Raw genomic sequence first — 26,218 nt, forward strand, 5'->3', positions numbered from 1 at the left:
CTCGAAAGTATAAACGAATTCCTAAAGCAAAAAACCTGCCAGACGTAACAAAAATGTGGTTTGATAGTTCTGTTCGTATAAGTTACCAAACCAGCACCTTACTTCAGTCGCGGCCTCACTATGCTTTCCCCATTAGAACTCACGCTCCTCCTGCTTGCGGCTGCGGTATTGGGTGTGGTCGCCTTCCGCATGATGCACTTGCCGCCGATGCTGGGCTACCTGGTGGTGGGGATATTAATAGGGCCGCATACGCTGGGCTGGGCTGAAGATAACGCCACGACCCATGCCCTGGGCGAGTTTGGCGTAGTGTTCCTGATGTTTTCGATAGGACTGGAGTTTTCCCTCTCCAGATTACTCGCCATGCGGCGTACCGTATTCGGCCTCGGCATGGCGCAGGTGCTGCTGACTATCGGCGCGACCATGGTGTTTGGCTGGCTGGTGGCACACCTGTCAACACGGCTGAGTGCAATTAGCTGGCAAGCTGCACTGGCCATAGGCGGCGCGCTGGCGATGTCGTCCACCGCGATTGTTTCCAAGCTGTTGACAGAGCGTGTCGAGCTGGAAAGCCAGCATGGACGTCGTATTATCGGTATTTTGCTGTTTCAGGATCTGGCAGTCGTCCCCTTGCTGATCCTGATCCCGGCGCTGGCCAATCCGCGTGGCGATCTGGGCACCACGCTGCTGTGGGCGATGTTGAAAGCAGTCATCGTCCTTTTCCTCTTGTTGTTTATCGGTCATAAATTAATCCGTAGCTGGTTCCGCATCGTGGTTAAGCGTCGTTCGCAGGAATTGTTCATGCTGAACCTCTTGCTGATCACGCTGGGCGCAGCCTGGATTACCGAAATGGCGGGTTTGTCGCTGGCTTTGGGTGCCTTTGTCGCCGGCATGCTGATTTCCGAGACTGAATACAAGCACCAGGTGGAGGAGGACATTAAGTCCTTCCGCGATGTGCTGCTGGGCTTGTTCTTTATTACTATCGGCATGCTGCTGAACGTGCGCCTGGTGATCGAGCACTGGTGGCTGGTTTTGCTGCTGTTGAGTGGCGTGGTGTTGCTGAAATTTGGTTTGATTGCGCTTCTGGCAAGGCTTTTCGGCGCGCCGGTTGGCGTGGCCTTGCGTACCGGCTTGGCGCTGGCACAGGCTGGCGAGTTTGGTTTTGTGTTGCTGAACCAGGTCGGTGGCCTGAACCTGGTGGAGCCCCTGATCCTGCAACTGATACTGGCATCCATGGTGCTGTCGATGCTGGCCGCTCCCCTGATCATTGCGAATGCCGACGCCATTGTGCTGAAACTGTCCGCTAACGAATGGATGGTGCAATCGCTGGCTTTGACGCAAATTGCAACGCGTACGATGGCTACCCAGCAACACGTCATCATTGCAGGCTTCGGCCGCAGCGGCCAAAGTCTGGCCAAATTGCTGGAAGCGGAAGGTATTACCTATCAGGCGCTGGATTTGGATCCGGATCGCGTCAATGAAGCGCAGGCGGCCGGAGCTTTTGTTTCCTACGGTGATGCGGGGCGGCGCGAAAGTCTGGTCGCGGCTGGTATTAACCGCGCGGCGGCGCTGGTGATTACCTATGCGAGTACGCCGTCGGCCTTGAAGGTTTTGCATCATATGCATGATCTGGCGCCTAATTTGCCGGTCATTGTACGTAGCCATGACGACAGCGACCTCGATAAGTTGCGTGCGGCGGGTGCAACGGAAGTGGTGCCGGAAGCGATGGAAGGCAGCCTGATGCTAGCCTCGCATGCGATGCTGACGCTGGGCGTGCCTTTGCGCCGGGTCGTGCATAGAGTGCAGGCCGCGCGCAGTGAGCGCTATGCGACTCTGCGCGGCTTTTTCCACGGCAGCAGCGATGTATCGGATGGCGCGGATAGTGTGCAAGTTCGTTTGCATTCCGTTCCTTTGGGTGAAAGCTGCAAAGCGGTGGGTAAAACCCTGGCGGAGGCGGATCTTAAGGATTTGGGTGTGGAAGTCACGGCAGTACGGCGCGGCAAGGAGCGCCTGACGGTAACGCCGGAGATGACGTTGATGGCGGGCGATACTATCGTCCTGCGCGGTGGTCCTGAGGAGCTGGCACGGGCTGAAACCCGTCTTCTGAAGTCCTGATGCGTGGCGTTTGTGGTTGACGGTATCCATGCGAAGACGGAAAATTGCCAACCCGCAATGAGCAACGCCTGTAGGGCTGGTGCGGGCAGGGTCGCGCTGCCGAAGCCAGGCTGCGGCGGTTTTTCTGAATCGGGACGCAGTGACCGATTTTCTTCAAAATTGAGTACTTTTCTTGTCTCCAGGTGGTGATTTGAGCATTTCCCCCAGCAGTTTTCCTGATGCGTCCAATGAATTGCCCGCAAGTGCGCGCGATTCTGCCGCTGCTGCTGCGATGCTGCCTTTGTATGTCGACCTCGACGGAACACTGACTTACACCGATCTTTTATTTGAGTCGGTGCTGCTGCTGATCAAGCGCAATCCTTTATATATCTTCCTGTGCATCGCGTGGCTGTTGCAGGGGCGTGGCTACCTGAAAGCGCAAATCGCCCGACGCATACGGCTGGACGTTGCACTGTTGCCCTATAACGAAGAGCTCCTGGCTTATCTGCGGCAGCAACATGCGGCTGGTCGTCGCCTGGTGCTGGCGAGCGCCTCTGACCGTCATCTGGTACAGATGGTCGCCGATCATCTGGGCATTTTTTCCGCTGTCATGGGCAGTGATGTCGCCACCAATCTGAAGTCGGCTGCGAAACTGGAAGCCATAGAAAAAGACGCTGGTGCAGCTGGCTTTGCTTATGCCGGCAACAGTTCTGCCGACATCGCCGTATGGTCACGTGCGACAGAAGTGATCGTCGTCAATGCGGCACCCTCCATCGTGAAGCAGGCGCAACAACTGAAAACACCGACGCTCATCATTCCGCCGCGTCCGTTCAAATTGCGTCTGGTACTGAAAGCCTTGCGCCTGCACCAATGGGCCAAGAATGCTTTGTTGTTCGTGCCTTTGCTGGCGGCGCATGAGTTAACCGCTGCACCCTGGTTCTCAACCTTGCTGGCTTTCATTGCCTTCGGCATGTGTGCTTCTGCAACGTATGTTGTGAACGACTTGTTTGACCTCGCATCGGATCGCGCACATCCGCGCAAACGGGCACGTCCTTTTGCGGCAGCGACACTGACGATTCCTTTTGGCATTGTATTGATCGCGGTATTGCTGCCGCTATCGCTTTGGCTGGCCGCCGTGATTTCGCCGGTCTACCTCGGCCTGATGTTGCTGTATATCGTCGTGACGTTGTTGTACTCCGCACGTCTGAAGCAAATCGCGATCGTCGATGTGCTGGTGCTGGCTTCCTTATACACACACCGGATTTTGGCGGGTGGCGTGGTCAGTGATGTATTGATTTCCAACTGGTTACTGGCAGTCTCACTCTTTATGTTCCTCAGTCTGGCGCTGGTCAAGCGTTGTGCCGAACTCGAGTTCATGAGTGGTGATGGTCAGGTTGCGCTGGCCGGGCGCGGTTATCGCACCAGTGATTTGTCGTATTTGATTTCGATGGGCATCGCCAGCGGCTTTGTCTCGGTGATGTTGCTGGCGCTGTACATCGACAGCCAGGTTGGCGGCGAGATGTATCCGCATGCTGAATGGCTGTGGCTGATATTGCCGGTTGTACTATTCTGGATCATGCGTTTGTGGCTGAAAATTTCCCGCATGGAAATTCATGACGACCCGCTGCTGTTTGCGATCACTGATCGGGCGAGCTGGGTGGTGGCATTTATTATCGGCTGCATTGCGCTGGCCGCTTCCTGGCCGGGGGGCGTATGAGTCAGATCGCGGCTTTGGGCCTGGCTTTTTTTTGCGTCTGCCTGACGGCACTGGCGCAGGTCCTGTTGAAGATGGGCATGTCGGCCCCGGCGATCCAGCAAGCGATGGCTGCTGATATGCGTTCCGTCTTTTGGCTGGCATTGAGCAGTCCCCTGATCTGGGGCGGCATGTTTTGTTTCGGTGCGAGTGCTGGCCTGTGGTTGCTGGTACTGGGCAAACTGGAAGTCAGCATGGCTTATCCACTCATCTCGCTGGGTGTGGTGCTGACCACTATGGCCGGAATTTTTATATTGGGTGAGTCCGTCAGTATTTATAAGGTGCTGGGTGTGGCCTTGATCATTACAGGTGTCGTTATCCTGTCGGTAAAGAGTTAAGAATTAAGGAAGAGTAATGAATTTGAATTCGACGCGTTCGCTGTACGCTGGCGCAGATCCGGTACGCGCGCGACAGGTGTTCAAGTGGACGTTTGGTATTACGCTGCTGATCAAGTTGTGGCTGGCGGCGTATTTCCCGATGACCGGCGATGAAGCCTTCTTTTACCAATGGGGTGTGTTCCCGGATTGGGGCTATTCCGATCATCCGCCTATGGTGGGTTGGTTGCTGTTTGTCCTGAACAGTTTCTCCAGTCATCCTTTATCGCTGCGTTTCTTTACCGTACTGTTGTGGAGTCTGATTGCGCTTGGTCTGGTTGATCTGCTGCGTCGCATTTCGCCATTCCAGGAAGGTGTTGCCTACTGGCTGGGGACCTTGTTCCTGGTGTTGCCATTCTCGCTGTTGCTGAATCTGGTGACGACCGATACACCGCTGATTTTCTTTATCTTCCTGTCTGGTTACTGCTTTATACGCGGCACCATGTCCGAGAAGATCCTGTGGTACGTCGGCGCCGGTATCTTCCTCGGCTGTGCACTGCTGTCGAAGTACTTTGCCGGTTTGCTGGCGATCGCTTATTTCGTTTACCTGTGCCGTACACGTCGCGGCTGGCTGAACCTGATCGTTATCGCGTTGTGCTCTGCGCCGTTGTTTGCCATTACCATCGCCTTCAATGCGCATCACTGCTGGTCGAATGTGATGTTCAATATGATTAACCGCAATGAAAACGCATCGTGGTCGCTGTACACGGTGGGTGAATACGTGTTGATGATGTTTTACCTGATCACGCCCTGGGTCTTCGTCAAGTTGCTGCGCTCCGCCAATATGATGGCGCAGCGTGGCGCTATCGTTGTTTTGTTCCTGGTGCCGTTTGCCTTGTTCCTCTTGCTGTCGATGGAAAAGACCATCGGCTTGCACTGGGTGCTGGGTTTTATGCCTTTCCTGTTCCTGTTTGTCGGTACCTGCAGCAGTGCGGAAGATTTGCGCAAATATGCGAAATGGACGGCCTGGTTCTCGCTGCCGCATTTCCTGTTCCTGGCTGCTCTCATCTTGCTGCCGACCACGATGTGGAAGGATTACGCGCTGCATGACGACATCATCTTCCACAAGGAAGCAAAGAACATCGTCGCCAACCTGCGCAAGGATTTGCCGCAGGGCGCCGCCATCATGGCACGTGCTTATACACCTGCTGCTTTGTTGTCCTACCATGCGGATGAGTACTTGCCGACATTTGGCCAGGGTAAATTCCATGCGCGCCAGGATGACTTGCTGGTCGATTTCAAAACCTATGCAGGCAAGACCATACGCATCTTTGATCGTCGCGCGATTAATCCGGCTGAGCTGGAGCCTTACTTTGCGACCGTTACCGTGCATACGATGCAGCTGGATGGCATGACATTCTGGTATGCCGACGGCACGGATTTCAAATACGATGTGTATCGTGAGCGCATCCTGAAGACAGTCGCCAATATGTATTACCGGATTCCATCATTCCTGCCGGTGTATGGCTGTGGCTTCCTGGAGCGTTACGATATACCGAGACCGCAGTAAATGAAGTGAGCGGCGCGTAGTTGCTGAAGCAGTTTTCATTGGACACAAGGAAAGGCTGGCGACTATGAAAAAAAAGACCCTCGCCCTGATCACCGCCACCGCATTGCTGGGTGGTCTGATCGGATGTGCGCCGCTGACGGTGATCAATGCGCTGACCAGTTCGCGCAGCTATGACAAGACGGCCGATATTGCGTTTGGTGCGGATGTGCGGCAACGGCTCGATGTCTATGTGCCGCACGACTTGAAAGGGCCTGCGGCAGTTGTCGTGTTCTTCTACGGTGGCAGTTGGAATAGCGGCAATCGTGCCGATTATGCGTTTGTCGGTGAGGCACTTGCCTCGCGCGGTATTATCGCGGTGGTAGCGGATTACCGTGTGTATCCGCAAGTACGTTATCCGGATTTTGTTGATGACGCCGCGCTGGCAGTGGCCTGGGCGGCGAAGGATATCCAGCGCTTCGGCGGCGACCCCAGGCGTTTGTTCGTCATGGGGCATAGCGCAGGCGCATACAATGCGGCGATGGTGGCACTGGACCCGCGCTGGCTGGCGAAGCAGGGTTTGACGCCAGCCGTATTGCGCGGCTGGATAGGGTTGGCCGGACCGTACGACTTTATCCCGATCGAGAATCCGGATGTGAAGCCGGTCTTCTTCTTTCCGAACACCCCGCCGGACTCACAACCGATCAGCCATGTCTCGCGTGCTGCACCGCCAGCCTTGCTGATCGCTTCGCATGATGACAAAGTCGTGAATCCGCTGCGCAATACCGCTGGCCTGGCACAACAGCTACGCGGCGCGGGGGTGGCGGTAACCGAGCTGTATTTTGACCGTACCAGCCACGCTACCCTGGTTGCCGCAATTTCGTGGCCGCTGCGTGGTTTGGCGCCGGTGCTGGATAATGTGGAGCACTTCGTGAAGTCTGACGCTGCACGTGAAAATTATGCAAGTCAGGAAAAATAGAATTTGCAGTAAGCTAGGCATTAGCTTGCCGGAATGGACGTCAACCATTCCGGCATTTTTCATGTCGCTGAAGACGGTTGGTAAAAATGGAAATATTTGAACGCATACTCGGCATTATCCTGCCGGTCTTTATCATCATCGCGCTCGGCTATGGCTACGCCCGGCTACGCGGTGAATCCGTGCGTTCAGATATGACGGCCGTGAACCGGGTCAGCATGGATGTGCTGTGTCCGTTGCTGGTGTTTACCGCGTTGGCAGCCAAGGATTTTGACCTCGCACACAATGGCACGCTGATCCTGGCAGGTGCACTGATTTCGCTGGGTTCGGGTTTGCTGGCGTGGCCGGTTGCGCGCATGTTTGGTTACGATGTGCGCAGCTTCGTCCCGCCTATGATGTACAACAACTGTGGCAATATGGGTTTGCCGCTGGCGATGCTGGCCTTCGGTGCATCGGCTCTCGGTTCCGCGGTTGCCTTATTCATGGCTTGCAACCTGGTCTATTTCTCGGTCGGTATCAAGATTATAGAAAGTGGCCGCAAAGGGCGTGACGGTGTGCACGTCTCGCCATGGAAATTCCTCGCCAATCCGATGATGATTTCAATGATCATCGGTATGGCGTTCGCGATCGTGCATGTGCCTTTGCCCGCGCCGCTGTTCATGGCGATGAAAATGTTGGGCGATGCCTGTATTCCATTGATGTTGTTTGCGCTGGGTGTGCGCATGATGGATGTCAGCCTCAAGAGCTGGCACATCGGTCTGGTTGGTGCTGCGGTGTGCCCGATTGCAGGTCTGATCATCGCGTGGTTGCTGGATCATGTGTTCAGCCTTAATCCGGAGCAACGTGGCCAGATGTTCCTGTTTGCTTCGTTGCCACCAGCAGTGTTTTGCTTCATGGTGGCTGAGCAGTACAAACAGGAGCCGGACAAGGTGGCATCCATCGTCCTGCTCGGCAATGTGGCGGCACTGGTATTCGTACCTATAGGCTTGTGGATGGGCTTGCCCAATTAAACTGTTAAGACATAAAAAAGGGCGAACCACGGTTCGCCCTTTTTGTTTGCGCCTGATTACTTAGGCTGCCGATTTCTTTTGCTTGAGCAACGGTGCCAGATACTTGCCGGTAAAGCTGGCCGGATTCTTGGCCAGGTCTTCCGGTGTGCCTGCGCCTATCACCTGGCCGCCGCCTGCGCCACCTTCCGGCCCCATATCAACCAGCCAGTCGGCTGTTTTGATCACGTCCAGATTGTGTTCAATGATGACGACGGTATTGCCCTGGTCACGCAAGCGGTGGATTACCTTCAGCAACAAATCGATATCGTGGAAGTGCAGGCCGGTGGTCGGCTCATCCAGGATGTACAGGGTGCGACCAGTATCGCGTTTCGACAATTCCAGTGACAGCTTGACGCGTTGTGCTTCACCGCCGGAGAGGGTGGTGGCGCTTTGGCCCAGGCGGATGTAGCCGAGGCCGACATCCAGCAAGGTTTGCAGTTTGCGGGCAATGACCGGAACCGCTTTAAAGAAGTCATAGGCTTCTTCCACCGTCATGCCCAGCACTTCAGTGATGTTTTTGCCCTTGTACTGGATCTCCAGCGTTTCGCGGTTGTAGCGGTTGCCGTGGCAGACGTCACAAGGAACGTAGACATCCGGCAGGAAGTGCATTTCAACCTTGATGACGCCGTCGCCCTGGCATGCTTCGCAGCGACCGCCCTTGACGTTGAACGAGAAGCGTCCGGCCGAGTAGCCACGCTCTTTCGAAGTCGGCACCGTGGCAAACAAATCGCGTATCGGTGTAAACAAGCCAGTGTAGGTCGCCGGATTGGAGCGTGGCGTGCGGCCGATAGGTGCCTGGTCGACCGAGATGACTTTGTCGAAATGCTCAAAGCCGCTGATCGAATCATGCGGTGCCGGTTCTGCCTGCGAGCCATACAAGTGGCGCGATGCGGCGTGATACAGCGTGTCGTTAACCAGTGTCGACTTACCCGAGCCCGATACGCCGGTGACGCAAGTCAGCAAGCCGACTGGTAATTCCAGCGTGACATTTTTCAGGTTGTTGCCGGTTGCACCTGTAATCACGAATTGTTTTTTCGGATTCGGCGTGGTGCGTTTCTTCGGCACGGCAATTCCGAGTGTGCCGTTCAGATATTGCGCGGTCAGCGACTTCTTGTTTTTCAGGATGTCTTTCAGCGTACCTTCGGCGATCACTTCGCCACCGTGTACGCCGGCACCTATGCCCATGTCCACCACATAGTCGGCGCAGCGGATCGCATCTTCATCATGCTCGACCACCAGTACGCTGTTGCCGATGTCGCGCAAGTGCTTGAGAGTTTCGATCAGTCTATCGTTGTCGCGCTGATGCAGGCCGATTGATGGTTCATCCAGTACATACATGACGCCGGTCAGGCCCGAGCCGATTTGCGAAGCCAGGCGTATGCGCTGTGCTTCGCCGCCGGACAATGTGTCCGCACTACGTTCCAGCGACAGGTAGTCGAGGCCGACGTTGTTGAGGAACTTCAGGCGCGAGACGATTTCCTTGATGATGCGATCGGCGATTTCTTTCTTCGCGCCGGTCAAGACCAGGCTTTCAAAGAATTCCAGGGTCTGGCGCAACGGGGTCGCGGCCACTTCAAAGATGGCACGTTTTTGCTTGCCGTTGCCGACCATGACGTTGCGTGCTTCTACGCGCAGACGTGCACCTTCGCAGCTAGGGCATTGTTTTTCATTGATGAACTTGGCCAGTTCTTCCTTCACCGCCATCGAATCGGTTTCGCGATAACGGCGTTGCAGGTTGTTCACTACACCTTCGAAGGTATGTTCGCGGATGACGGTGCGGCCTTTTTCATTCACGTAGGTGAATGGAATGTTTTGTTTGCCCGAGCCGAACAGTACGGCTTGCTGCGCTGCTTCCGGCAACTTCTCGAATGGCATGTCGATGTCGAAGTTGTAGAACTCCGCCAGGTTGGACAGCATCTGGAAGTAAAACTGGTTGCGTCGGTCCCAGCCTTTGACTGCGCCGCTGGCGAGCGAAAGGTTAGGGAAGGCGACGATCCGTTTCGGATCAAAGAATTCGATATGACCGAGACCGTCACATTCCGGGCATGCACCCATCGGATTGTTGAACGAGAACAGACGCGGTTCCAGCTCCTGCAGCGAGTAACCGCAGACCGGGCAGGCGAATTTATTCGAATACAGGTGTTCGACGCCGGTATCCATTTCCAGCACCAGTGCGCGGCCTTCAGCCAGGCGCAGTGCGGTTTCAAAGCTTTCGGCCAGGCGCTGCTTGATGTCGGCTTTGACCTTGATACGGTCGATCACCACGTCGATGGTGTGCTTTTCTGCTTTCTTCAGTTTCGGCAAGGCATCGACATCATAGATGTGTGCATTGTTGGTGCCGCTCTGTACGCGGAAGCGCACGAAGCCTTGCGCCTGCATTTGTTCGAACAGGTCAACGTGTTCACCTTTGCGATTGGCGACGACCGGCGCCATGATCATCAGCTTGGTATCTTCTGGCATGGCCAGTACGGCGTCGACCATTTGCGACACCGATTGCGCGGCCAGCGGATTCTCCGGATGGTCTGGGCAGTAAGGTGTACCGACGCGTGCATACAGCAGGCGCAGGTAATCGTGGATTTCGGTGACGGTGCCGACGGTGGAGCGCGGATTGTGCGAGGTCGCCTTTTGCTCGATCGAGATCGCAGGCGACAAACCTTCGATCAGATCGACGTCCGGCTTTTCCATCAATTGCAAAAACTGGCGCGCGTAAGCCGATAGTGATTCGACGTAACGGCGCTGGCCTTCCGCGTACAGCGTATCGAAGGCGAGCGACGACTTGCCGGAGCCGGACAGGCCGGTAATCACGATCAGCTTATTGCGCGGTAAATCCAGATTGATGTTCTTGAGGTTGTGCGTACGCGCACCTCGGATACGAATCTCGTCCATTCACTCTTTCAGCTAGGCTTTTCCGATGTTCGCGTTCCTTTTTGAGGTTCGCGAGCGGGTTAAAACGGGTCAACCTGCTACTATAGCGGGTTTTAAAGCTACCCGTAAAACCCGTTCTTCCCTATTTCCAGTAATACATGTCCCCAGCATCTTCAAACCAGCCCGACACAGGCATGACCCGCAGCGAAATCCGCGCCAGCACTTCGCTCGCGTCGATTTTTGCACTGCGTATGCTGGGCCTGTTCCTGATCCTGCCGGTGTTTGCCGTTCATGCAAAAACCTTGCCGGGCGGCGAAAGTGCAACTCTGGTCGGTTTGGCAATGGGGATTTATGGTTTGACGCAATCTTTCGGGCAAATCCCGTTCGGGATGGCTTCCGACAAATATGGCCGCAAGCGCATCATCGTGATCGGACTGATCTTATTTGCGCTGGGCTCATTCATCGCTGCCGCCGCCGACAATATTATCTGGGTGATCATAGGGCGCGCGGTGCAGGGCGCCGGCGCGATCTCTGCGGCGGTTACAGCATTTATTGCCGATTCGACCAGGGAAGAGCACCGCACCAAGGCGATGGCGATGGTCGGCGGCTCGATCGGACTGACCTTCGCGGCTTCGTTGATATTGTCGCCACTCCTGTATCAATGGATAGGGATGGGCGGCATCTTTGCGTTGACCGGAATTCTGTCGATATTGGCGATTTTTGTTGTTATCTATATCGTGCCTGCCGCACCCAGCCTGCCGCCGACGCAAGTATCGATACGCGAGATATTGGCGCATGGTGAGTTGATGCGCCTGAATTTCGGCGTATTTGCGCTGCATTTGACGCAAATGGCGATGTTTGTCGTGGTACCGTCAGCGTTGATCCGCTTCGCGCAATTGCCGCTGGCCGAGCACTGGAAGATTTACTTGCCGGTGGTTATTGCTTCTTTCGTACTGATGTTGCCGCCCATCTTCATCGGTGAGAAACGTGGCAAGTCGAAACAGGTATTTGTCGCCGCCATTGCTTTATTATTACTGGTTCAGGTCGGGATGTGGCTGGCCTTGTCGCAAACGCAGTTGCATGCGGTATGGCTGGTAGGTTTGTTGCTGGCTTTCTTCGTTGCTTTCAACATACTTGAAGCCAGCCAGCCGTCACTGGTGTCGCGTATCGCGCCGCCAGGCAGCAAGGGCGCGGCACTCGGCGTGTATAACACCTTGCAGGCACTCGGCCTGTTCTGTGGCGGTGCGCTGGGGGGATGGATCACGCAGTATTTTGGAGGGGCTTCGGTCTTTATTCTTGGTTCTGCTTTGTGTGTCGTGTGGCTTATAATTGCCGCCAATATGAAAAACTTACCGCGTCGCAGCCAGGTTCAGGCTGCAGTCGTTTAATCGGAGAAATAGCAATGGCATCAGTTAATAAAGTCATCATCGTCGGCAACCTGGGACGCGATCCTGAAACACGTTACATGCCAAATGGCGAAGCCGTGACCAATGTTGCCGTCGCAACCACAGAAAGTTGGAAAGACAAAAACAGCGGTGACAAAAAAGAAATCACCGAATGGCACCGCATCACCTTCTATCGCAAGCTGGCTGAAATCGCTGGTCAATACCTGAAAAAAGGTTCGTCGGTATATATCGAGGGTCGTTTGCAGACACGCAAATGGACCGACAAGGATGGCGTAGAGCGCTACACCACCGAAATCATTGCAGACACCATGCAAATGCTGGGCGGTCGTCCAGGTGCAGGCGGTGGCAGCAGCGCCGGTATGGATGACGACTACGGCAGCAGCGCGCCAGCGCCACGCCAAAGCTCGGGTGGTGGCGGCAACGCACGTCCGGCAGCACGACCAGCGGCAGCATCGAACTTCAACGACATGGATGACGACATTCCGTTCTAAGAACCAGTTTTACGAGATGTATATGGCAGGCCTAAAACCTTTGGTTTTAGGCCTTTGTTTTTGGGCTGGCAATGTCCTATCCATTTCTTCAAATCTTGCACCTATGCCATAGACCGCTCTTCTCCTAAAGTATGGGCAGACGCGTCACGCAAGTGAGCGCATTGTTATCCTTCTTACTTACTGGAGATTAGTCATGAGTGCCCTGCGTTTGTCCTACTGGACCCTTTCCCCTGAAGCCTATCAGGGCTTTGCTGCGACCAAAAAGGCTGTGGAGAAAAGCAGCATAGGCAAGCAATTGATAGAGCTGGCCTGGTTGCGTATGTCGCAAATCAACGGCTGTGCTTTTTGCCTGGAAATGCATGCAAAGGCCTTGCGTGCCAGCGGTGTGCCGGATGCCAAGATTGATAGCCTGGCCGGATGGCGTGTGAGTGAGCATTTCACCGCGCGGGAGTGCGCCGCATTGGCGTGGACGGAAGCACTGACGCACGTCGACAAAACCCACGCGCCGGACGAGGATTTCGAACCGCTCAAGGAGCATTTCAGTGATGTTGAAATTGCCGACCTGAGTTTTGCGATTGCGTTGATGAGTGCTTTCAATCGCCTGGCGATAGGCATGCGGCAGTAAGTATTGCTGTGACTGTTACAAAGAACGATCCTTTTTACCGGATGTCTATCCGGCATCATGACGCGTAGTCTTTTGCGTGGAAAATGCGGCGCGCTTGAGATATGATCTGTTCCAGATACACGCAGATTGCTACGGAACCTATGCTGGTTCCGTTTTTCATTGCGGCATGCTTGTTGCGCCAGAGTAAATATTTTCCTCAACTCTCCCCAGGCAGCGCGCTCAATTGATCCTGGTCCTGCTCCAGGGTTTGCAAGACCTCGTTTCCTGAATAGATTAATCAATGAATACGCCTTTTCTGAAAAATGCGTTGGTGCTGGGCTTATTGTCTGCCATCGGTCCCTTCGCTATCGATATGTATCTGCCGGCCTTGCCGTCGATAGGCCAGACCCTGGGCGTCTCTATGAGCGCCGTGCAGGCCAGCCTGATGGCGTTCTTCATCTCGCTCGGGATAGGGCAGATTATTTATGGGCCGATCTCGGATATGGTGGGGCGCAAGCCGCCTTTGTATTTCGGTCTCGCGCTGTTTGCCGTGTGCAGTGTCGGTTGTGCGATAGCGCCTGATATAGAAACCCTGATCGTGCTGCGCTTTCTGCAAGGGCTGGGGGCCAGCGCAGGGATGGTGATCCCGCGCGCGGTGGTGCGTGACCTGCATACCGGCAATGATGCGGCACGCCTGATGTCGCTGCTGATGCTGGTTTTTAGCGTCTCACCGATACTTGCGCCCTTGTCCGGCAGTTTGCTGATTGAGCTGTGGGGCTGGCGCAGTGTGTTCTGGGCGGTGACGGTGGCGGCTGTATTGGCACTGATATTGATGGCGACCAGCCAGCCGGAAACGCGCCCGCCTGAACAGCGTGTGGATAGCAGCGTGCGTAGTGCGCTCAGCGGTTATGTATTTTTGCTGCGCGACCCGCACTTCCATGGTTTGGTGTTTATAGGTGCATTTGGTATTTCCAGTTTCTTTGCTTACCTGGCGAATTCCTCATTCATATTGATTGATCACTATGGACTGACGCCGCGCCAATACAGTATCGCTTTTGCTGCAAATGCGGCATCCTTCATCGGTGTGTCGCAATTTACCGGTCGCCTGAGTGCGCGTTTCGGCCTGGTACCGGTAGTGAAGGTGGCGGTGGCCGCGTATGCGTTGGTGATGACGGCCTTGCTCGTAGTTAACCTGATGGGCATTGAACGTCTCGACGTGATGCTGGTCATGTTATTTATCGGTTTTGGTTTCCTCGGTCTGGTGATCCCGACCACCACCGTGCTGGCACTGGAAGAGCACGGGACGATAGCCGGTACCGCCTCCGCCCTGATGGGGACCTTGCAATTCGTGACCGGTGCCGCTGTGATGGCGGTGACGGGGCTCTTTGTTGACGGTACGGCGAGGCCTATGGTGGCCGGTATAGCAGTATGTGCATTGTTGGCCTGGTTTATCTCGTGGCTGACTTTGCGTTCCGCCAGAATGCGTGGCGCGCAGATGTAAATTGCGCCTGATGGTGCTACGTCCATAACTATGAAGTGAGAAATGCTGATGCTGTCATTTGCCCTGCACCGCAATAAAACCCTGCGTCATGTAGCGCTCTCCGTGCTTGGACTCTCTGCTGTATGGAGTGTTCAGGCGCAGACCGCTGCCAGCCCGTTCAGCGATTTGATTACCGAGCCGGGTGGTGCCGGGCTTGGGTTTGTCACGCGCTTCGAGAGTTCGCCCTATGTCGGCGGCGGCACACGGCAGGATTTGTTGCCGCTGTATTTGTATGAAGGTGAGCATGTTTCGATGCAGGCCAATCGCATTGGCATCAAGTTTACGCCGAGTACCGAGCAGCGTTTTGATGTGTACTTCAAGCGTCGGCTGGAAGGTTTTCCGGAAGCGGGCAAAGTCGCATCGCTGAACGGCATGGAAGTGCGCAACACCGGCGTCGACCTGGGTTTTACCTATCGTTATGAACAACCGTGGGGGACTTTGTATGCGTCGATCCTGCACGATGTGAGCAACACTTCGAACGGTACGGAACTGGCGCTGGAGTATGCATATGAATGGCGCTCCGGACGTTTGTCTTTGCGTCCCAGTCTGAATGTCTCATTGCGCGATTCCAAGCTCAATAATTACTACTACGGTGTACGTGCGAATGAAGCTATCGCAGGGCGTCCTGCGTATGCGCCTGGTTCGGGCACGAATGTTTCGCTGAACCTGTACAGCACGTATGAGCTGACTGAGCGCTGGCGCTTGCTGGCAGGCGCCTCCGTGACTTCATTCGACGGCAAGGTACAGGATAGCCCGATCGTACGGCGCGGCTTGCAGCCATCGTTCTTCGTCGGTGCTGCTTACGATTTCGGTAGCTACAAGAAACTATGGTCGGACGAACGTACCCCGACATATGTGCGTGTGTTGTATGGCCGCGCTTCTGATGACGGCTGTCACCTGGCGCGTATCCTGACCTTCAAGTGCGCAGACCTCGATAAGGTGAACCCGACCAGCATTACTGGCGTGCATATAGGTAAGCCATTTATTGAAAAGCTGAATGGCTGGCCGCTCGACTTTGTTGGTTATGCCGGTCTGGTTTATCACAATGACCGCAACCTGCAGGCGAATGGTATCCAGGCTGATTTGTTCATGAAGGCGTACTACTACGGCTTGCCATGGAATCACAAGGTCAAGACCCGACTAGGTTGGGGCCTGGGCGTTTCCTTCGCCAATCGTGTGCCGTATACCGAAGCCAGCAGCCAGGCGGCACGTGACCGGCCTACCTCGCGCCTGTTGAATTACCTCGATCCGACTATCGATGTCAGTCTCGGTGACCTGATCGGTTCGCCGGGATTGAAAGAGACATATATAGGTCTCGGCGTCTCACACCGGTCAGGAATTTTTGGTTCGTCGAGATTGCTCGGCGATGTGAATGGTGGCTCCAACTATATCTACACCTACCTGGAAATGAAGATCTGATTAAGTTGCGCCTGATCTTCCGTATTGCTCCCTGAAGCTGCCCGGCAGCTTCAGGTTCCCCTCGCGTCATCTCCACTCCTCAACGCATCTTCTCCGGCATGCAAGTTTAAGGCGCTGCACTTTTCTGTCGAGCGCACTTATAGCCATACCTGTTTGCTTCGCTCCGCCAAACCATTGGCTGGCGGCGACGAAATGGCGGAATGCGCCAATTTTTTGGCGGATAAAGCCAGAAAAACAGAACATTTTGTTTCGAACGTAACGTTACAAGTAACACGGAGCAACTGTTTTTTCATGTTAAAAATAACAATGTTTTATTAATAATTTTCCTTTCAAGTAATTGATTTTTAAATGGTTTTTTAAAAAACAAAAAAATGAATTGAGGCATTTTTCGATTGGCATGCAATTTGCCACTTGGAAAGTACGGGGGCTCTTCAATTTAATTTTGAATTACAACGAGGGAGAACGAACATGAACACGAATCTGAAACTGAACAAAAGCATTTCAAGCCTTGCAGTCTTGTCCGCAGTTCTTTTGATGGCAGGCTGTTCTTCAACTGGCAGCGGCTCTACCGGTGCCAGCCTCGGCGGTGGCGGCGGTGTGACCGCAACCGCGACGCCAACCGGCCAGATCGCGAATGGCGCCGGCAATATCGTGACATCCACCGGTAATGCCGTATCGAATACCGGCACTGCAGTCGGGAACCTGAACTTGCCTGTCGTACCGCAACAAACACAAACCGATTTGGGTAACGTCGTATCGGAAGGCGGCGGCATTGTTTCCACCTTGGGCAATGGCATCAGCAGCGGTCTGGGTCAAATGGGCTTGATCGATAACCCTGTCGGCGTCACTGTCGGTAGCACTGGCGGTGTGGTCAAACAAACCGGTGTAACAGTGCAAAGCGCCGGCACATTGGTTAGCAACCTGGGTACCGGTCAATTGGCTGCGTTAGCGCCTGTCACTGCGCCTGTCGGTGGCCTGGTCACCAAAGTCGGTGAAACTGTTTCCAATGTTTCGGTACCTTTAACCCAGGTCCTGACGACCGGACCAGTGGAACAAGTGACCAAAACCCTGAGCCATACCATCGTGCCCTTGACCAGCCAGGTGACTACATTGACACAGTCGCTCGGTAAAACAACAGGCCTGGGCCAACCAGTCAGCAATTTGCTGATTGCTTTGGGCGGCACCGTCAGCAAAGTTGGCGGCACAGTAAAAACCAGTGGTTTGCCAGTCGTGAACAACCTGGGTGGTCCAGTCATCACTACGGGTAACACTGTATCCATCGCCGGCATCCTGTTGCATGGCACAGGCGGCGCATCGGGTTCGTTCTCGCTGGGTAGCCTGCTGGGCGGCGTAGGTGGTGAAGGCGGTACGATTAATGTGCTGTCACCAGTGATCAGCATTGTTAATCCTGTCCTTGGCGGTGGCCTGGGTGGCATAGGCGGTGGTCTTGGTGGAGGCAATCTGTTGTCACCTGTTGTCGGCATCGTTGATCCGCTGCTTGGCGGTAGCCTGGGTGGTATCGGTGGCGGTGCGGACGTAGGTAACCTGTTGGCACCAATCACAATCCTGGTTAATCCACTGCTCGGTAGTGTAGCTGGCGGTGGCGGTGCAGGCGGTTTGCTGGCTCCAGTGACCAATATCGTGAATCCATTGCTGGGCGGTTTGGGCGGTGGTAGCGGTGCAGGCGGCTTGCTGGCCCCAGTGACCAATATCGTGAATCCATTGCTCGGCGGTGTGGCTGGCGGTGCGGGTACCGGTAACGTGTTGGCTCCAGTGACCAATATCGTTAGCCCATTGCTCGGCGGTGTGGCTGGTGGTACAGGCACAGGTAACTTGTTGTCGCCTGTTACCAACATCGTGACACCTGTCATTACACCATTGGTTGGCGGTGCTGTGGGTGGCGCCACCGGAACAACCGGTACGACGAATGTGCTGGCACCAGTGACCAATACCGTGGCCACACTCGTGAATGGTTTGCTCGGTAATCGATAAGAACCTGTTTCTTTCCTCTGCAAATCCTGATCCTCGTGATCAGGATTTTGCACGAGGAGAGTCGGTAAGAACAACGGCCGGGTATTAAGGGAAAAAGTCTTACGTCATAAACAGAATGACAGAGGATATAGAACTACCAGAATGCTTTAGCGAGAAGGATTTTATGCTGACACAGCATGCCTGCCTCATGCGGTATTAACGAGCGTGAATTATGTTGGTGCAAGTTATGAGATGTTTTCCTTAAAGTGTTGATTCATAGCAATATTTTTGTCGTTTTTTTCCAAAAATACCGCATTTATGGGATGTTCATAGTAGTCGGACACGCTCATTCTTTGAAGCAACTTCAATTGGTTAACAACTGCAAATTTTATCTGCACATTATTTGTACAGTGCTTGCTCAAAGTGTAAGACCGTCAGTAAGCACTTACCAAAGTACACAGTTGTAAACCTTGAGTTTGACTCTTGCTATTTGGCAACTAAGCTGAAGTTGGGCCGTTTCCTTAAAACGTAGTGATATCGGGATGTGTAGTACTGGAAGGACGTATGCGTTACAGCATGCTGACAAAGGGACTGTATGCAAAGATTCATCGAGAGATTGGTTGCGGTCTGTCTGACAAGCGCGCTTGGCCAAATGGCCCTGATGCCGCATGCCAGCGCAGATGCACGCAGCGCCGGTCAGGGCAATCCTCTCGATAACCTGCCCAAGCTCGAACCCAGCCCTGCACCCGCCGTCACCGTAGATATCCAGCCGCAAGCGCCGGATCCGGCCATGCAGCGTTTGCTGGCCAGTCGTATCGTACCTTCGCGCTTCAAAATCTCCGGCGTCGAAAGCATTCCCTTTGAACTCGTTGCCGCAGAATTTTCACCGCTGAGCAATCGCGAAATTACCGTCGCCGAGCTGCTGCAGGCAGCAAACAAGGTGACGCAGATCTACCAGGCCAAAGGCTATCCACTCTCGTTTGCCTTCGTGCCGGCACAAACCTTTAAAGACAACATTGTCGAGATCAATGTGGTCGAAGGTTATGTCAGCACGGTCAAGATAGAAGGCAACCCGGGTGCGTCGGAAGAGCGCCTGCGGAGTATTGCCGAACAATTGAAGGAAGATCGCCCGCTTAGCCGCGATACCTTTGATCGCATCACGACTATCCTGAGTTTGCAACCAGGCATGCGCATCAAGGCTACCGTGAAGCCGCCGGAAAATACCGATGGCGCGTCCGTGATGACGCTGGATGTCAGCCGTAAACCAATTACCACTTCATTTGCTGTGGACACCGCGACTTCATCGTTGCGTGGCATTTTCAGCGTGACAGAGAACGGGCTGACGCCGCTCGGTGAACAGGTGACGGTGAGTGCGATTGCACCACGCGGCCCTTCGCGCGAAGAGTATGTGGGTGTGAACTACATACAACCGATCCGCTATCAGGGAATGTTGCTGCAAGTGACGCTCTCCGATTACAAGGGTGAGCCGGAAAATCAGTCGCTTCCTGCGCAGCAACTGCAATCGCGTTATCAAACCAAAACGCAACGCGTCAGCGCAAGCCTGAGCTATCCATTGATATTGAAACCCACGCGTAGCCTGACCGTGTCCGGCGGTATCTATGCGGTCAAAAACTCTTCGCGATACGCATTGAACGTGCCTGCTCCGGCGCCCAGCATCGAATTCAGTTCGGATATCCGTGCCCTGAGTCTGGAGCTCACATCGATAGAAGTATCGGATCGCAGCAGTATGCAATGGTCGCTTGGTATCTATCAGGGACTCGATAGCCTGGGCGCGCGTCAGCTCAACGGCAACATCGATCTCGATTTCCTGCGCGTCAAAGGCAGCTTCACGCGCACCACCACATTTGACGATGGTTACGGCATGACGGTCAGCGGTATGGGGCAATACAGCAGCAACATTCTGCCTCTGTCGGAACAGGTCAGTTTCGGCGCAAAACTATACGGCCTCGCCTATCCGGTAGGCGAAATCGCCGGGGACAAAGGCTGGGGCGCATCGCTCGAATTCAATCGCGCTTTCCCATATGACGGTAACTATGTAAAACGCATCCAGCCATATGTGATGGCTGACGCGGCCAGGGTCTACGTCAACGCCGGTCGTTTGTCGCATAGCGAGATTGCATCGGTAGGCATGGGTGTGCGCTTTACGGACCAGCGTCATTACTCGCTTGATTTGTCGATTGCGCAACCAGTGGGCGAGATCCCGATTAACGCGAGCAAACGTGCGCCGAGATTGAACCTCGGATATTCGTATCAGTTGGATTAGAACAGGATAAGACGAAGGCCGCCGCGCAAGACAAGGCAGCCAGATGGGGGAGAAAAGCGTTTCCTATTAATTGCAAAGGCTGTGTTGGAGAAAGGAGTCTGACATCGAAAACGAACAGAAGGCATCAGAAAAAAATGGACGACGGTTCGATTGAATGCGTCGTTTAAAACGAAGTGACATCAATTTGACAGAAACAGGAGCAGGAAATGAAAAGCCAAATTATCCGTTTTATGAAAGATGAAGAAGGTGCGACTGCGATTGAGTACGGCTTGATCGCAGGTTTGATTTCGGTTGCGATCATCGTTGCAGTGACAGCAGTAGGTACCGATTTGTCGGCCGTCTTTAATGCAATCTCGACGAAGCTGAAATCCGTTGTCCCTGCGGTAGGTGGCGGCGGCGGTAGTACCTAAGGATAGGCCTGCATTCCTGAAATTGGTGAAGGCAAATGATCGTACTGTTAATTGTTTTTTGTGTCTTCATTATCGGCTATGACTTCTTGTTCCGGCGTGTACCTAACAGTTTGCTTTTAACGGCGCTGTTGGTACACAGCGGGTACATGTTGTACGCAAGAGCGGGGGTGCTGGGTACTGATTTGTCGCAATCATTAATAGGGGCGGGTGTTGCATTACTTGTCTTTGTCCCTCTGTATGCGATGCGGGCAATGGGTGCGGGGGATGTCAAATTATTGATTGTGCTGGGCGCGGTGCTGGGGGTATCAGGCTTGCTAACGGTGTGGCTGATTGGAAGTCTGATCGCAGGTTTGCATGCACTTTTATTTTATGCATCACAGATATGGGTGGGATTTATTCCGCCAGTTATTCATCGCGTAGTGCAGCAAGTCGGGCAGAGCGATTTTTATCAGCGCGTCGTGACTGTACGGCAGGGGAGAAAAGGGGCTCCTTATGCGGCATATCTGGCAATAGGCGTTCTTTTTCATTTGATGATGACGTGGAGGGGGCAATGAACAATGCGATGCCTTTTTCAAAAAAAAATAACGGTGCGGCGGCTATCGAATTCGCTCTGGTCTTTCCGCTGTTTTTTGTCATCTTCTACGCAATCATTACTTACGGCCTGATATTTGTAGCGCAGCAATCGATCACGCTTGCTGCGGCGGAAGGTGCGCGTGCCGCATTACGTTTCGCCGCGGATGATACGGCGAGATCAACGAATGCGACGAACGCTGCGATCGGGGCCGACAGTGCCGCTTATTGGCTGGCACCACGTCTGACAGTGGTGAATACACTATCGGCGTGCCCCTATAGCAGTGCGGCGAACAACAATACAGGCGTCCGTTGTTATCGCGTGACGGTTACGTATGCGGGCTATACGCAAAATCCGCTGGTGCCTTTGCTGCTGGGACCGTTGATGAGTGTAGTGGTTCCAGACAAGTTGGAAAGCACGGCAATTATTCAGATCGACTGATGAATCTCCATAAAGAGTAACGGGCTCATGAATAAACTTACAAAGATCATCGCTGTAATTCTTGTCCTGCTGGCAGTGACGCTGGCAGCGCTTGCCTGGTGGATGGGGCATCAAACGCCGCCGCCAGCGGTAGAGATCAAAGCCGCCAGTACGCCGAAGGGGGCCGAGTATGCGGTTGTGGCTGCCGCAAAAAAACTGGAAAAAGGGAAGCAGATTACGGCCGATAGCGTGAAGCTGGTGATGTTGCCCATGACGGCAAACGGCACGTATGCGAATGCCGCTGACGTTATCGGAAAAGTGCCTGCAGTAGAAATAGGTCCGGACACCCTGGTGACAGAGGAACAACTGGTACGAGGTCTGGCCTTGAAACTGGCCGAGGGAGAAAGGGCGGTGGCGATCCCGGTAGATGAAGTCGTCGGAGTGGGAAATCGCATTGCCGCGGGTGATTATGTCGATGTGTTTTTTACCCTCAAAAAAGGTAATGACATTGATGTCGGGCAGTCGCGCCTGCTGGCTTCACGCCGTCTTGTGTTGACATACGGCACCACGACCATGGGCGAAGCACAGGAAAATCAAAGCCCGATGGCCAATGGCCAGACTACACAATCGTCTCAGGCACGTACGGCGGTGTTAGCAACGCCTATAGATCAGGTTAATCAACTTTTACTGGCAGCGCAGAACGGAAAGCTAACGCTGGTACTCCGTCATCCGGGAGATACCGGAGTCGCGGATATGACGCTTTTCCCTGAACCTAAGAATGTCTTGCGGGAGCGGAATGGTTTATCAAAAGAGGATAAAGAGGATATGAAGACAGGCGATAACCAGGCTTATGCCGGGATCGATTTTTCCAGCTGGGCCGGTGGTGTCAGCCCGACACGCGCCTCTGTTCCATCCAGTACTTCTGTACCAAAGACGCAAAGCAGATCGTCGAACACATTAGAGGTCATAAAAGGAACGCAACGGGAAAACGTCAGTTTCTAAACCTTCAAACCAATTATCGATAATCTGAAGCGGACGGCTGAAAAATGAAAATAATTAATGCCCTTGTGATTGCTGCCGGACTACTGTCCTCCTCCGTGTCGGCGGAAGATATGAACGTAACGGTCAAAGTGCGTGAGCAACTTCAGTTGAAGACGCCGGTGGACTTGGAGCGTATCGCCGTTGCTGATCCGGATGTCGCCGATGTCTTGATCATCAAGGGGTCAAGCAAACGGCCTGGCAGCATCATGCTGGTGGGTAAAAAGCCCGGAAACACGACTGTGACAGCGTGGCAACGTAATGGCCCGACCAGAGTGTGGCAAGTATGGGTGCAAAGTGCATTGCAGGGGCAATTGCCTGAGGAAGGCGCAGAACTGCGGATAAGTGGAGAGAGTGCCAGCTTGCGTGGACAGGCGCCTTCGTTGTTATCGCATGCAAATACGGCGGGCGTCGGATCTCAGGCCGTGGGCCGGGAAAAAATACTGGATACCTCAACGGTTGGCACCAGCGGCATGGTGCAGATTGATGTGCAGATCGTGGAATTTAGTCGCAATGTCCTGAAGGAAGCCGGGTTTGATTTCATATTTAACCAAAATCGCGGAGCGACCTTCAGTTTTGGCTTGAACAATTTTTCCAATGTTTTATCGTCGGCTGTGCAAACACCCGTTTCACAAGCGTTCAACTTGTTGGGTAGCACAAGCGTGAACGCCAGGGTAAAACTCATAGAGCAAAACGGATTGGCACGTGTGCTGGCACGTCCGTCGCTGATTGCGCTCTCCGGTCAGAGTGCCAGCTTTCTGGCTGGTGGCGAATTACCAGTTCCGCAATCCGGCGGTCTGGGGACAACCACGATTGTATATAAAGCCTTTGGTATAGGCCTGACGGTTACTCCTACGGTCTTGTCGGCAAATCGCATTGCCTTAAAGGTCGCTCCTGAAGCAAGCGACCTGGATTATGCCAATGCAATCGTAACCAACAACATGATGATTCCGGCGATATCCACACGCCGCACAGAGACGACGCTGGAACTCGGCGACGGTGAGAGTTTTGTCATTGGCGGCCTGGTTTCCCGTACCACTAAATCAAGCGTGAACAAAGTGCCTTTCCTCGGCGACCTGCCGATACTCGGCCCCTTCTTTCGCAGCATGCAATACAACCAGGATGAGAAGGAGCTCGTGATTATCGCGACGCCTCACCTGGTGAAGCCGATTGCCAAAGGTGCACAGCTACCATTGCCTGGCGAGGACAAGGAACGACGCGACTCTCCGGCGAATGCCTGGGGTAGTTATGTGATGGGCGTTGCCGGGCGCGACGATTTACCAGGATTTTCAAAGTAAATAGTGGAGAAAAAACCTTTGGAAAAGCTCATGGAACATAGTCAGCAGCGTGAAACAACGCTGAATGACAGCAATCGCTTTGTCTTTTGCTCGTCTAACGGCGTGCATCTGCGCTGGCTGGCCCATGCTTTGAAAGAGTGGCATGTGGTGCAGCAAGAGTTGGCTCCGATTGCTTTACTGACCGCGCGTGTGGCGGAGTGCAGGCCACGGTTGGTATTGCTTGATTTTTCGGGCAACTGTGGAGACAGCACGGCGAACTGTACTGCCGACATGATCGCGCTGGCGCAAATGATGAAGAGCAAATTACCTCAGGTACCTGTGGTTGCGGTCGGAACCATGGATTATCCGGAAGGCGCGGTCGCTGCTTTGCGTGCCGGGGTGCATCACTTCATTGATATGACCGCTCCGGTTGAAGAGGCACACGATGTAATTTACAAATTGGTCGCGGCAGTTTCAGCCCCTGCGGTTGCCATCCAGGGAACTTTGATTACGTTGCTGGGCACGCGGCCAGGAGTTGGCAGTACTACCGTATCGGTGCATCTGGCTGACCTGCTGCAATTGCGCAAATCCGGCCAGCATAAGGATTATCAAATCGGTTTGCTTGATCTGGGCTTGCCTGTCGGTGACGGGCAGCTCTATTTGAATGTTGCGGGTACCTATAGTTTTATTGATACCTTGCGCAATCGTCATCGTCTTGATCGCACCCTGATTCAGACTGCACTGACCAGCAGTCATAACGGCATCAAAGTAATCTCCCTGCCGCGTGTATTAAAGGAAATGACCGGTATCTCGCCTGAAGATGTCCTGTCATTGTTGACGCAGCTACGACTCTATTTTGATGTGCTGATACTGGACCTCGGTGGCCTGACAGATATGGAGCTGGTTGAATGCATGGCAAACGCTTCGGATCAGGTTCTGTTTGTGACGGATCAAAGTGCAGGCGCTTTGGTCTCCCTCTCCGGCATGCTCAAGGAATTCAACAAACACGGTGGCGATGCGAGTCGCCGCCAACTGATCGTCAATCGCTATGACATTCGTTATGGCATGAGTGCGCAGCAGATTGCCGAACGTTTTTCTTTGCCACTGGCAGCTGCGCTGCCGGAATGTACATTGCGCTTGATGAGTAGTGCCAATCAGGGAAAGTTATTACACGAAGTCGCCAAGCACGATCCATACGTGCGAGCGATACAGGATATGGCAGAAAAATTATTGAATCCGCATGCCGAGAAACATGGCGGAAAGTTGTCGAGTTGGGTACCAGGCTTTCTCAAACCATAACGCATACAACGGCCATGGCCGGGATAGAGGCATAGCGAGATGAACGATCAAGTGGGATTAGCCAATGAGGATGGCGCCTTTGTAAACACACAAAGGTTTCAGGATATCAAAACAGCTGCGTACGACAATCTGCTGACGCGGATAGAAGAGCTCGGTGCCGAGTTCGGGCGCTGGTCACGTTCGGCGATACAACAATTCGTCAATCTGGACGTCGATGGCTTCGTGCGCCTGCGTCGTATTCCACTCAATGAAAACGAAGTACGGCTGATTGCCGATGCATTGACCAAGGAACTGGCCGGGCTGGGACCGCTGGAGGATTTATTAGCGGACGGCGACGTTGAGGATATTTTGATCAACGGCTACAACGATGTCTTTGTTTCGCGGCATGGCGTGCTGCAACGTGAGACCTTGCGCTTCACCGACAATAATCATTTGTTGCGCATCGTGCGACGCATCCTGGCTCCGCTCGGACGTCGGCTGGATGAGTCTAACCCGATGGTCGATGCACGTTTGCCGGATGGCGGGCGCCTGAATGTCGTGATCGAGCCGCTGGCGGTAGACGGGCCTATGGTCTCGATACGGAAATTTCGTCGTGACCCATTGAAACCATCCGACTTGCAGGAACTGGGCACCCTGAACGATGAATTGTTTGGTTTGCTTGAGAGTGCGGTGAAAGCACGCTGCAACATCCTGATTTCCGGCGGCACCAGTTCCGGTAAAACGTCGTTGCTCAATGCACTCGCTTTCTTCCTGCCGGAAAATGAACGCGTTGTGACGGTTGAGGACACTGCAGAGCTTTCGCTTAATCATCCCCATGTGGTGCGTCTGGAATCGCGCATAGGCAGCTTTGAAGGAACTGGTGTCGTGACCATCCGTGACCTGATTCGTAACAGTTTA

General features: G+C 54.0%; 21 protein-coding genes. 20 read left to right on the plus strand and 1 reads right to left on the minus strand.

From position 1 onward, the window contains the following. The first annotated feature begins 120 nt into the window (after positions 1 to 120). The 6 genes from DBR37_RS09640 to DBR37_RS09665 all read left to right on the plus strand — a co-directional run bounded on the left by DBR37_RS09640 (position 121) and on the right by DBR37_RS09665 (position 7,687). A complete protein-coding gene (locus tag DBR37_RS09640; RefSeq protein WP_124574266.1) occupies positions 121 to 2,109 on the plus strand; it encodes a monovalent cation:proton antiporter family protein in 1,989 nt (662 codons plus the stop codon). A 190-nt stretch (positions 2,110 to 2,299) separates the two neighbouring features. Further along, positions 2,300 to 3,805: a UbiA family prenyltransferase gene (locus DBR37_RS09645; protein WP_233588334.1), complete on the plus strand. Its 1,506-nt coding sequence runs from the start codon at positions 2,300 to 2,302 to the stop codon at positions 3,803 to 3,805. Further along, entirely contained in the window at positions 3,802 to 4,179 is a 378-nt protein-coding gene (locus tag DBR37_RS09650; RefSeq protein ID WP_233588335.1) for an EamA family transporter, read from the plus strand. Before DBR37_RS09645 ends, DBR37_RS09650 begins: the two co-directional genes overlap by 4 nt. A gap of 16 nt (positions 4,180 to 4,195) precedes the next feature. Further along, on the plus strand, positions 4,196 to 5,725 hold the full coding sequence (locus DBR37_RS09655) for a glycosyltransferase family 39 protein (RefSeq protein WP_124574268.1): 1,530 nt from the start codon (positions 4,196 to 4,198) through the stop codon (positions 5,723 to 5,725). Positions 5,726 to 5,789: 64 nt separating this feature from the next. Next, positions 5,790 to 6,680 (plus strand): alpha/beta hydrolase, encoded by an 891-nt coding sequence (locus tag DBR37_RS09660; RefSeq protein WP_124574269.1) that lies wholly within the window; start codon positions 5,790 to 5,792, stop codon positions 6,678 to 6,680. Between the two features lie 86 nt (positions 6,681 to 6,766). Continuing rightward, positions 6,767 to 7,687, plus strand: coding sequence for an AEC family transporter (locus DBR37_RS09665; RefSeq protein WP_124574270.1), 921 nt, complete (start codon positions 6,767 to 6,769; stop codon positions 7,685 to 7,687). Positions 7,688 to 7,747: 60 nt separating this feature from the next. Here the strand turns inward: DBR37_RS09665 and uvrA are convergent, their stop codons facing one another. Beyond that, complete coding sequence (gene uvrA, locus DBR37_RS09670) at positions 7,748 to 10,612, minus strand: excinuclease ABC subunit UvrA (protein ID WP_124574271.1); 2,865 nt, start codon at positions 10,610 to 10,612, stop codon at positions 7,748 to 7,750. Between the two features lie 173 nt (positions 10,613 to 10,785). Here uvrA and DBR37_RS09675 point away from each other — a divergent pair, with 173 nt between their 5' ends. The 14 genes from DBR37_RS09675 to DBR37_RS09740 all read left to right on the plus strand — a co-directional run. Next, positions 10,786 to 11,979, plus strand: a complete 1,194-nt coding sequence (locus tag DBR37_RS09675) for an MFS transporter (RefSeq protein ID WP_124574272.1) — start codon at positions 10,786 to 10,788, stop codon at positions 11,977 to 11,979. A 14-nt stretch (positions 11,980 to 11,993) separates the two neighbouring features. Next, positions 11,994 to 12,488: a single-stranded DNA-binding protein gene (ssb, locus tag DBR37_RS09680; protein ID WP_124574273.1), complete on the plus strand. Its 495-nt coding sequence runs from the start codon at positions 11,994 to 11,996 to the stop codon at positions 12,486 to 12,488. 193 nt (positions 12,489 to 12,681) lie between these two features. After that, positions 12,682 to 13,113, plus strand: coding sequence for a carboxymuconolactone decarboxylase family protein (locus DBR37_RS09685; protein WP_124574274.1), 432 nt, complete (start codon positions 12,682 to 12,684; stop codon positions 13,111 to 13,113). 280 nt (positions 13,114 to 13,393) lie between these two features. Continuing rightward, on the plus strand, positions 13,394 to 14,593 hold the full coding sequence (locus DBR37_RS09690; RefSeq protein ID WP_124574275.1) for a multidrug effflux MFS transporter: 1,200 nt from the start codon (positions 13,394 to 13,396) through the stop codon (positions 14,591 to 14,593). Positions 14,594 to 14,641: 48 nt separating this feature from the next. Next, positions 14,642 to 16,051, plus strand: a complete 1,410-nt coding sequence (locus DBR37_RS09695) for a MipA/OmpV family protein (RefSeq protein WP_124574637.1) — start codon at positions 14,642 to 14,644, stop codon at positions 16,049 to 16,051. Between the two features lie 468 nt (positions 16,052 to 16,519). Further along, complete coding sequence (locus tag DBR37_RS09700) at positions 16,520 to 18,043, plus strand: collagen-like triple helix repeat-containing protein (RefSeq protein WP_124574276.1); 1,524 nt, start codon at positions 16,520 to 16,522, stop codon at positions 18,041 to 18,043. A gap of 574 nt (positions 18,044 to 18,617) precedes the next feature. Continuing rightward, positions 18,618 to 20,306 carry a ShlB/FhaC/HecB family hemolysin secretion/activation protein gene (locus tag DBR37_RS09705; protein ID WP_124574277.1) on the plus strand — a complete coding sequence of 563 codons (1,689 nt, stop codon included), beginning with the start codon at positions 18,618 to 18,620 and terminating at the stop codon, positions 20,304 to 20,306. 206 nt (positions 20,307 to 20,512) lie between these two features. Next, positions 20,513 to 20,716: a Flp family type IVb pilin gene (locus DBR37_RS09710; RefSeq protein WP_124574278.1), complete on the plus strand. Its 204-nt coding sequence runs from the start codon at positions 20,513 to 20,515 to the stop codon at positions 20,714 to 20,716. A 35-nt stretch (positions 20,717 to 20,751) separates the two neighbouring features. Then, on the plus strand, positions 20,752 to 21,270 hold the full coding sequence (locus DBR37_RS09715; RefSeq protein ID WP_124574279.1) for a prepilin peptidase: 519 nt from the start codon (positions 20,752 to 20,754) through the stop codon (positions 21,268 to 21,270). 8 nt (positions 21,271 to 21,278) lie between these two features. After that, complete coding sequence (locus DBR37_RS09720) at positions 21,279 to 21,728, plus strand: TadE family protein (RefSeq protein WP_124574280.1); 450 nt, start codon at positions 21,279 to 21,281, stop codon at positions 21,726 to 21,728. 27 nt (positions 21,729 to 21,755) lie between these two features. After that, positions 21,756 to 22,709 carry a Flp pilus assembly protein CpaB gene (gene cpaB / locus DBR37_RS09725; RefSeq protein WP_124574281.1) on the plus strand — a complete coding sequence of 318 codons (954 nt, stop codon included), beginning with the start codon at positions 21,756 to 21,758 and terminating at the stop codon, positions 22,707 to 22,709. A gap of 44 nt (positions 22,710 to 22,753) precedes the next feature. Further along, positions 22,754 to 24,043, plus strand: a complete 1,290-nt coding sequence (locus tag DBR37_RS09730) for a type II and III secretion system protein family protein (RefSeq protein ID WP_124574282.1) — start codon at positions 22,754 to 22,756, stop codon at positions 24,041 to 24,043. Between the two features lie 30 nt (positions 24,044 to 24,073). Further along, positions 24,074 to 25,321 (plus strand): CpaE family protein, encoded by a 1,248-nt coding sequence (locus DBR37_RS09735; protein WP_124574283.1) that lies wholly within the window; start codon positions 24,074 to 24,076, stop codon positions 25,319 to 25,321. A 39-nt stretch (positions 25,322 to 25,360) separates the two neighbouring features. Then, positions 25,361 to 26,218 (plus strand): CpaF family protein (locus DBR37_RS09740; RefSeq protein ID WP_233588336.1); only part of this gene is annotated, 858 nt, incomplete at its 3' end.

The organism is Herminiimonas sp. KBW02 (genome assembly GCF_003852535.1).
GTDB lineage: Bacteria > Pseudomonadota > Gammaproteobacteria > Burkholderiales > Burkholderiaceae_D > Oxalicibacterium.

Coding starts and splice junctions, on each gene's coding strand:
- DBR37_RS09665 (WP_124574270.1), top strand. CDS start 6,767: ATGGAAATATTTGAACGCATACTCGGCATTATCCTGCCGGTCTTTATC.
- DBR37_RS09710 (WP_124574278.1), top strand. CDS start 20,513: ATGAAAAGCCAAATTATCCGTTTTATGAAAGATGAAGAAGGTGCGACT.
- DBR37_RS09720 (WP_124574280.1), top strand. CDS start 21,279: ATGCCTTTTTCAAAAAAAAATAACGGTGCGGCGGCTATCGAATTCGCT.
- DBR37_RS09735 (WP_124574283.1), top strand. CDS start 24,074: ATGGAACATAGTCAGCAGCGTGAAACAACGCTGAATGACAGCAATCGC.
- DBR37_RS09640 (WP_124574266.1), top strand. CDS start 121: ATGCTTTCCCCATTAGAACTCACGCTCCTCCTGCTTGCGGCTGCGGTA.
- DBR37_RS09675 (WP_124574272.1), top strand. CDS start 10,786: ATGACCCGCAGCGAAATCCGCGCCAGCACTTCGCTCGCGTCGATTTTT.
- DBR37_RS09730 (WP_124574282.1), top strand. CDS start 22,754: ATGAAAATAATTAATGCCCTTGTGATTGCTGCCGGACTACTGTCCTCC.
- DBR37_RS09660 (WP_124574269.1), top strand. CDS start 5,790: ATGAAAAAAAAGACCCTCGCCCTGATCACCGCCACCGCATTGCTGGGT.
- DBR37_RS09700 (WP_124574276.1), top strand. CDS start 16,520: ATGAACACGAATCTGAAACTGAACAAAAGCATTTCAAGCCTTGCAGTC.
- DBR37_RS09650 (WP_233588335.1), top strand. CDS start 3,802: ATGAGTCAGATCGCGGCTTTGGGCCTGGCTTTTTTTTGCGTCTGCCTG.
- uvrA (WP_124574271.1), bottom strand. CDS start 10,612: ATGGACGAGATTCGTATCCGAGGTGCGCGTACGCACAACCTCAAGAAC.
- DBR37_RS09715 (WP_124574279.1), top strand. CDS start 20,752: ATGATCGTACTGTTAATTGTTTTTTGTGTCTTCATTATCGGCTATGAC.
- DBR37_RS09705 (WP_124574277.1), top strand. CDS start 18,618: ATGCAAAGATTCATCGAGAGATTGGTTGCGGTCTGTCTGACAAGCGCG.
- DBR37_RS09695 (WP_124574637.1), top strand. CDS start 14,642: ATGCTGTCATTTGCCCTGCACCGCAATAAAACCCTGCGTCATGTAGCG.
- DBR37_RS09655 (WP_124574268.1), top strand. CDS start 4,196: ATGAATTTGAATTCGACGCGTTCGCTGTACGCTGGCGCAGATCCGGTA.
- DBR37_RS09690 (WP_124574275.1), top strand. CDS start 13,394: ATGAATACGCCTTTTCTGAAAAATGCGTTGGTGCTGGGCTTATTGTCT.
- cpaB (WP_124574281.1), top strand. CDS start 21,756: ATGAATAAACTTACAAAGATCATCGCTGTAATTCTTGTCCTGCTGGCA.
- ssb (WP_124574273.1), top strand. CDS start 11,994: ATGGCATCAGTTAATAAAGTCATCATCGTCGGCAACCTGGGACGCGAT.
- DBR37_RS09685 (WP_124574274.1), top strand. CDS start 12,682: ATGAGTGCCCTGCGTTTGTCCTACTGGACCCTTTCCCCTGAAGCCTAT.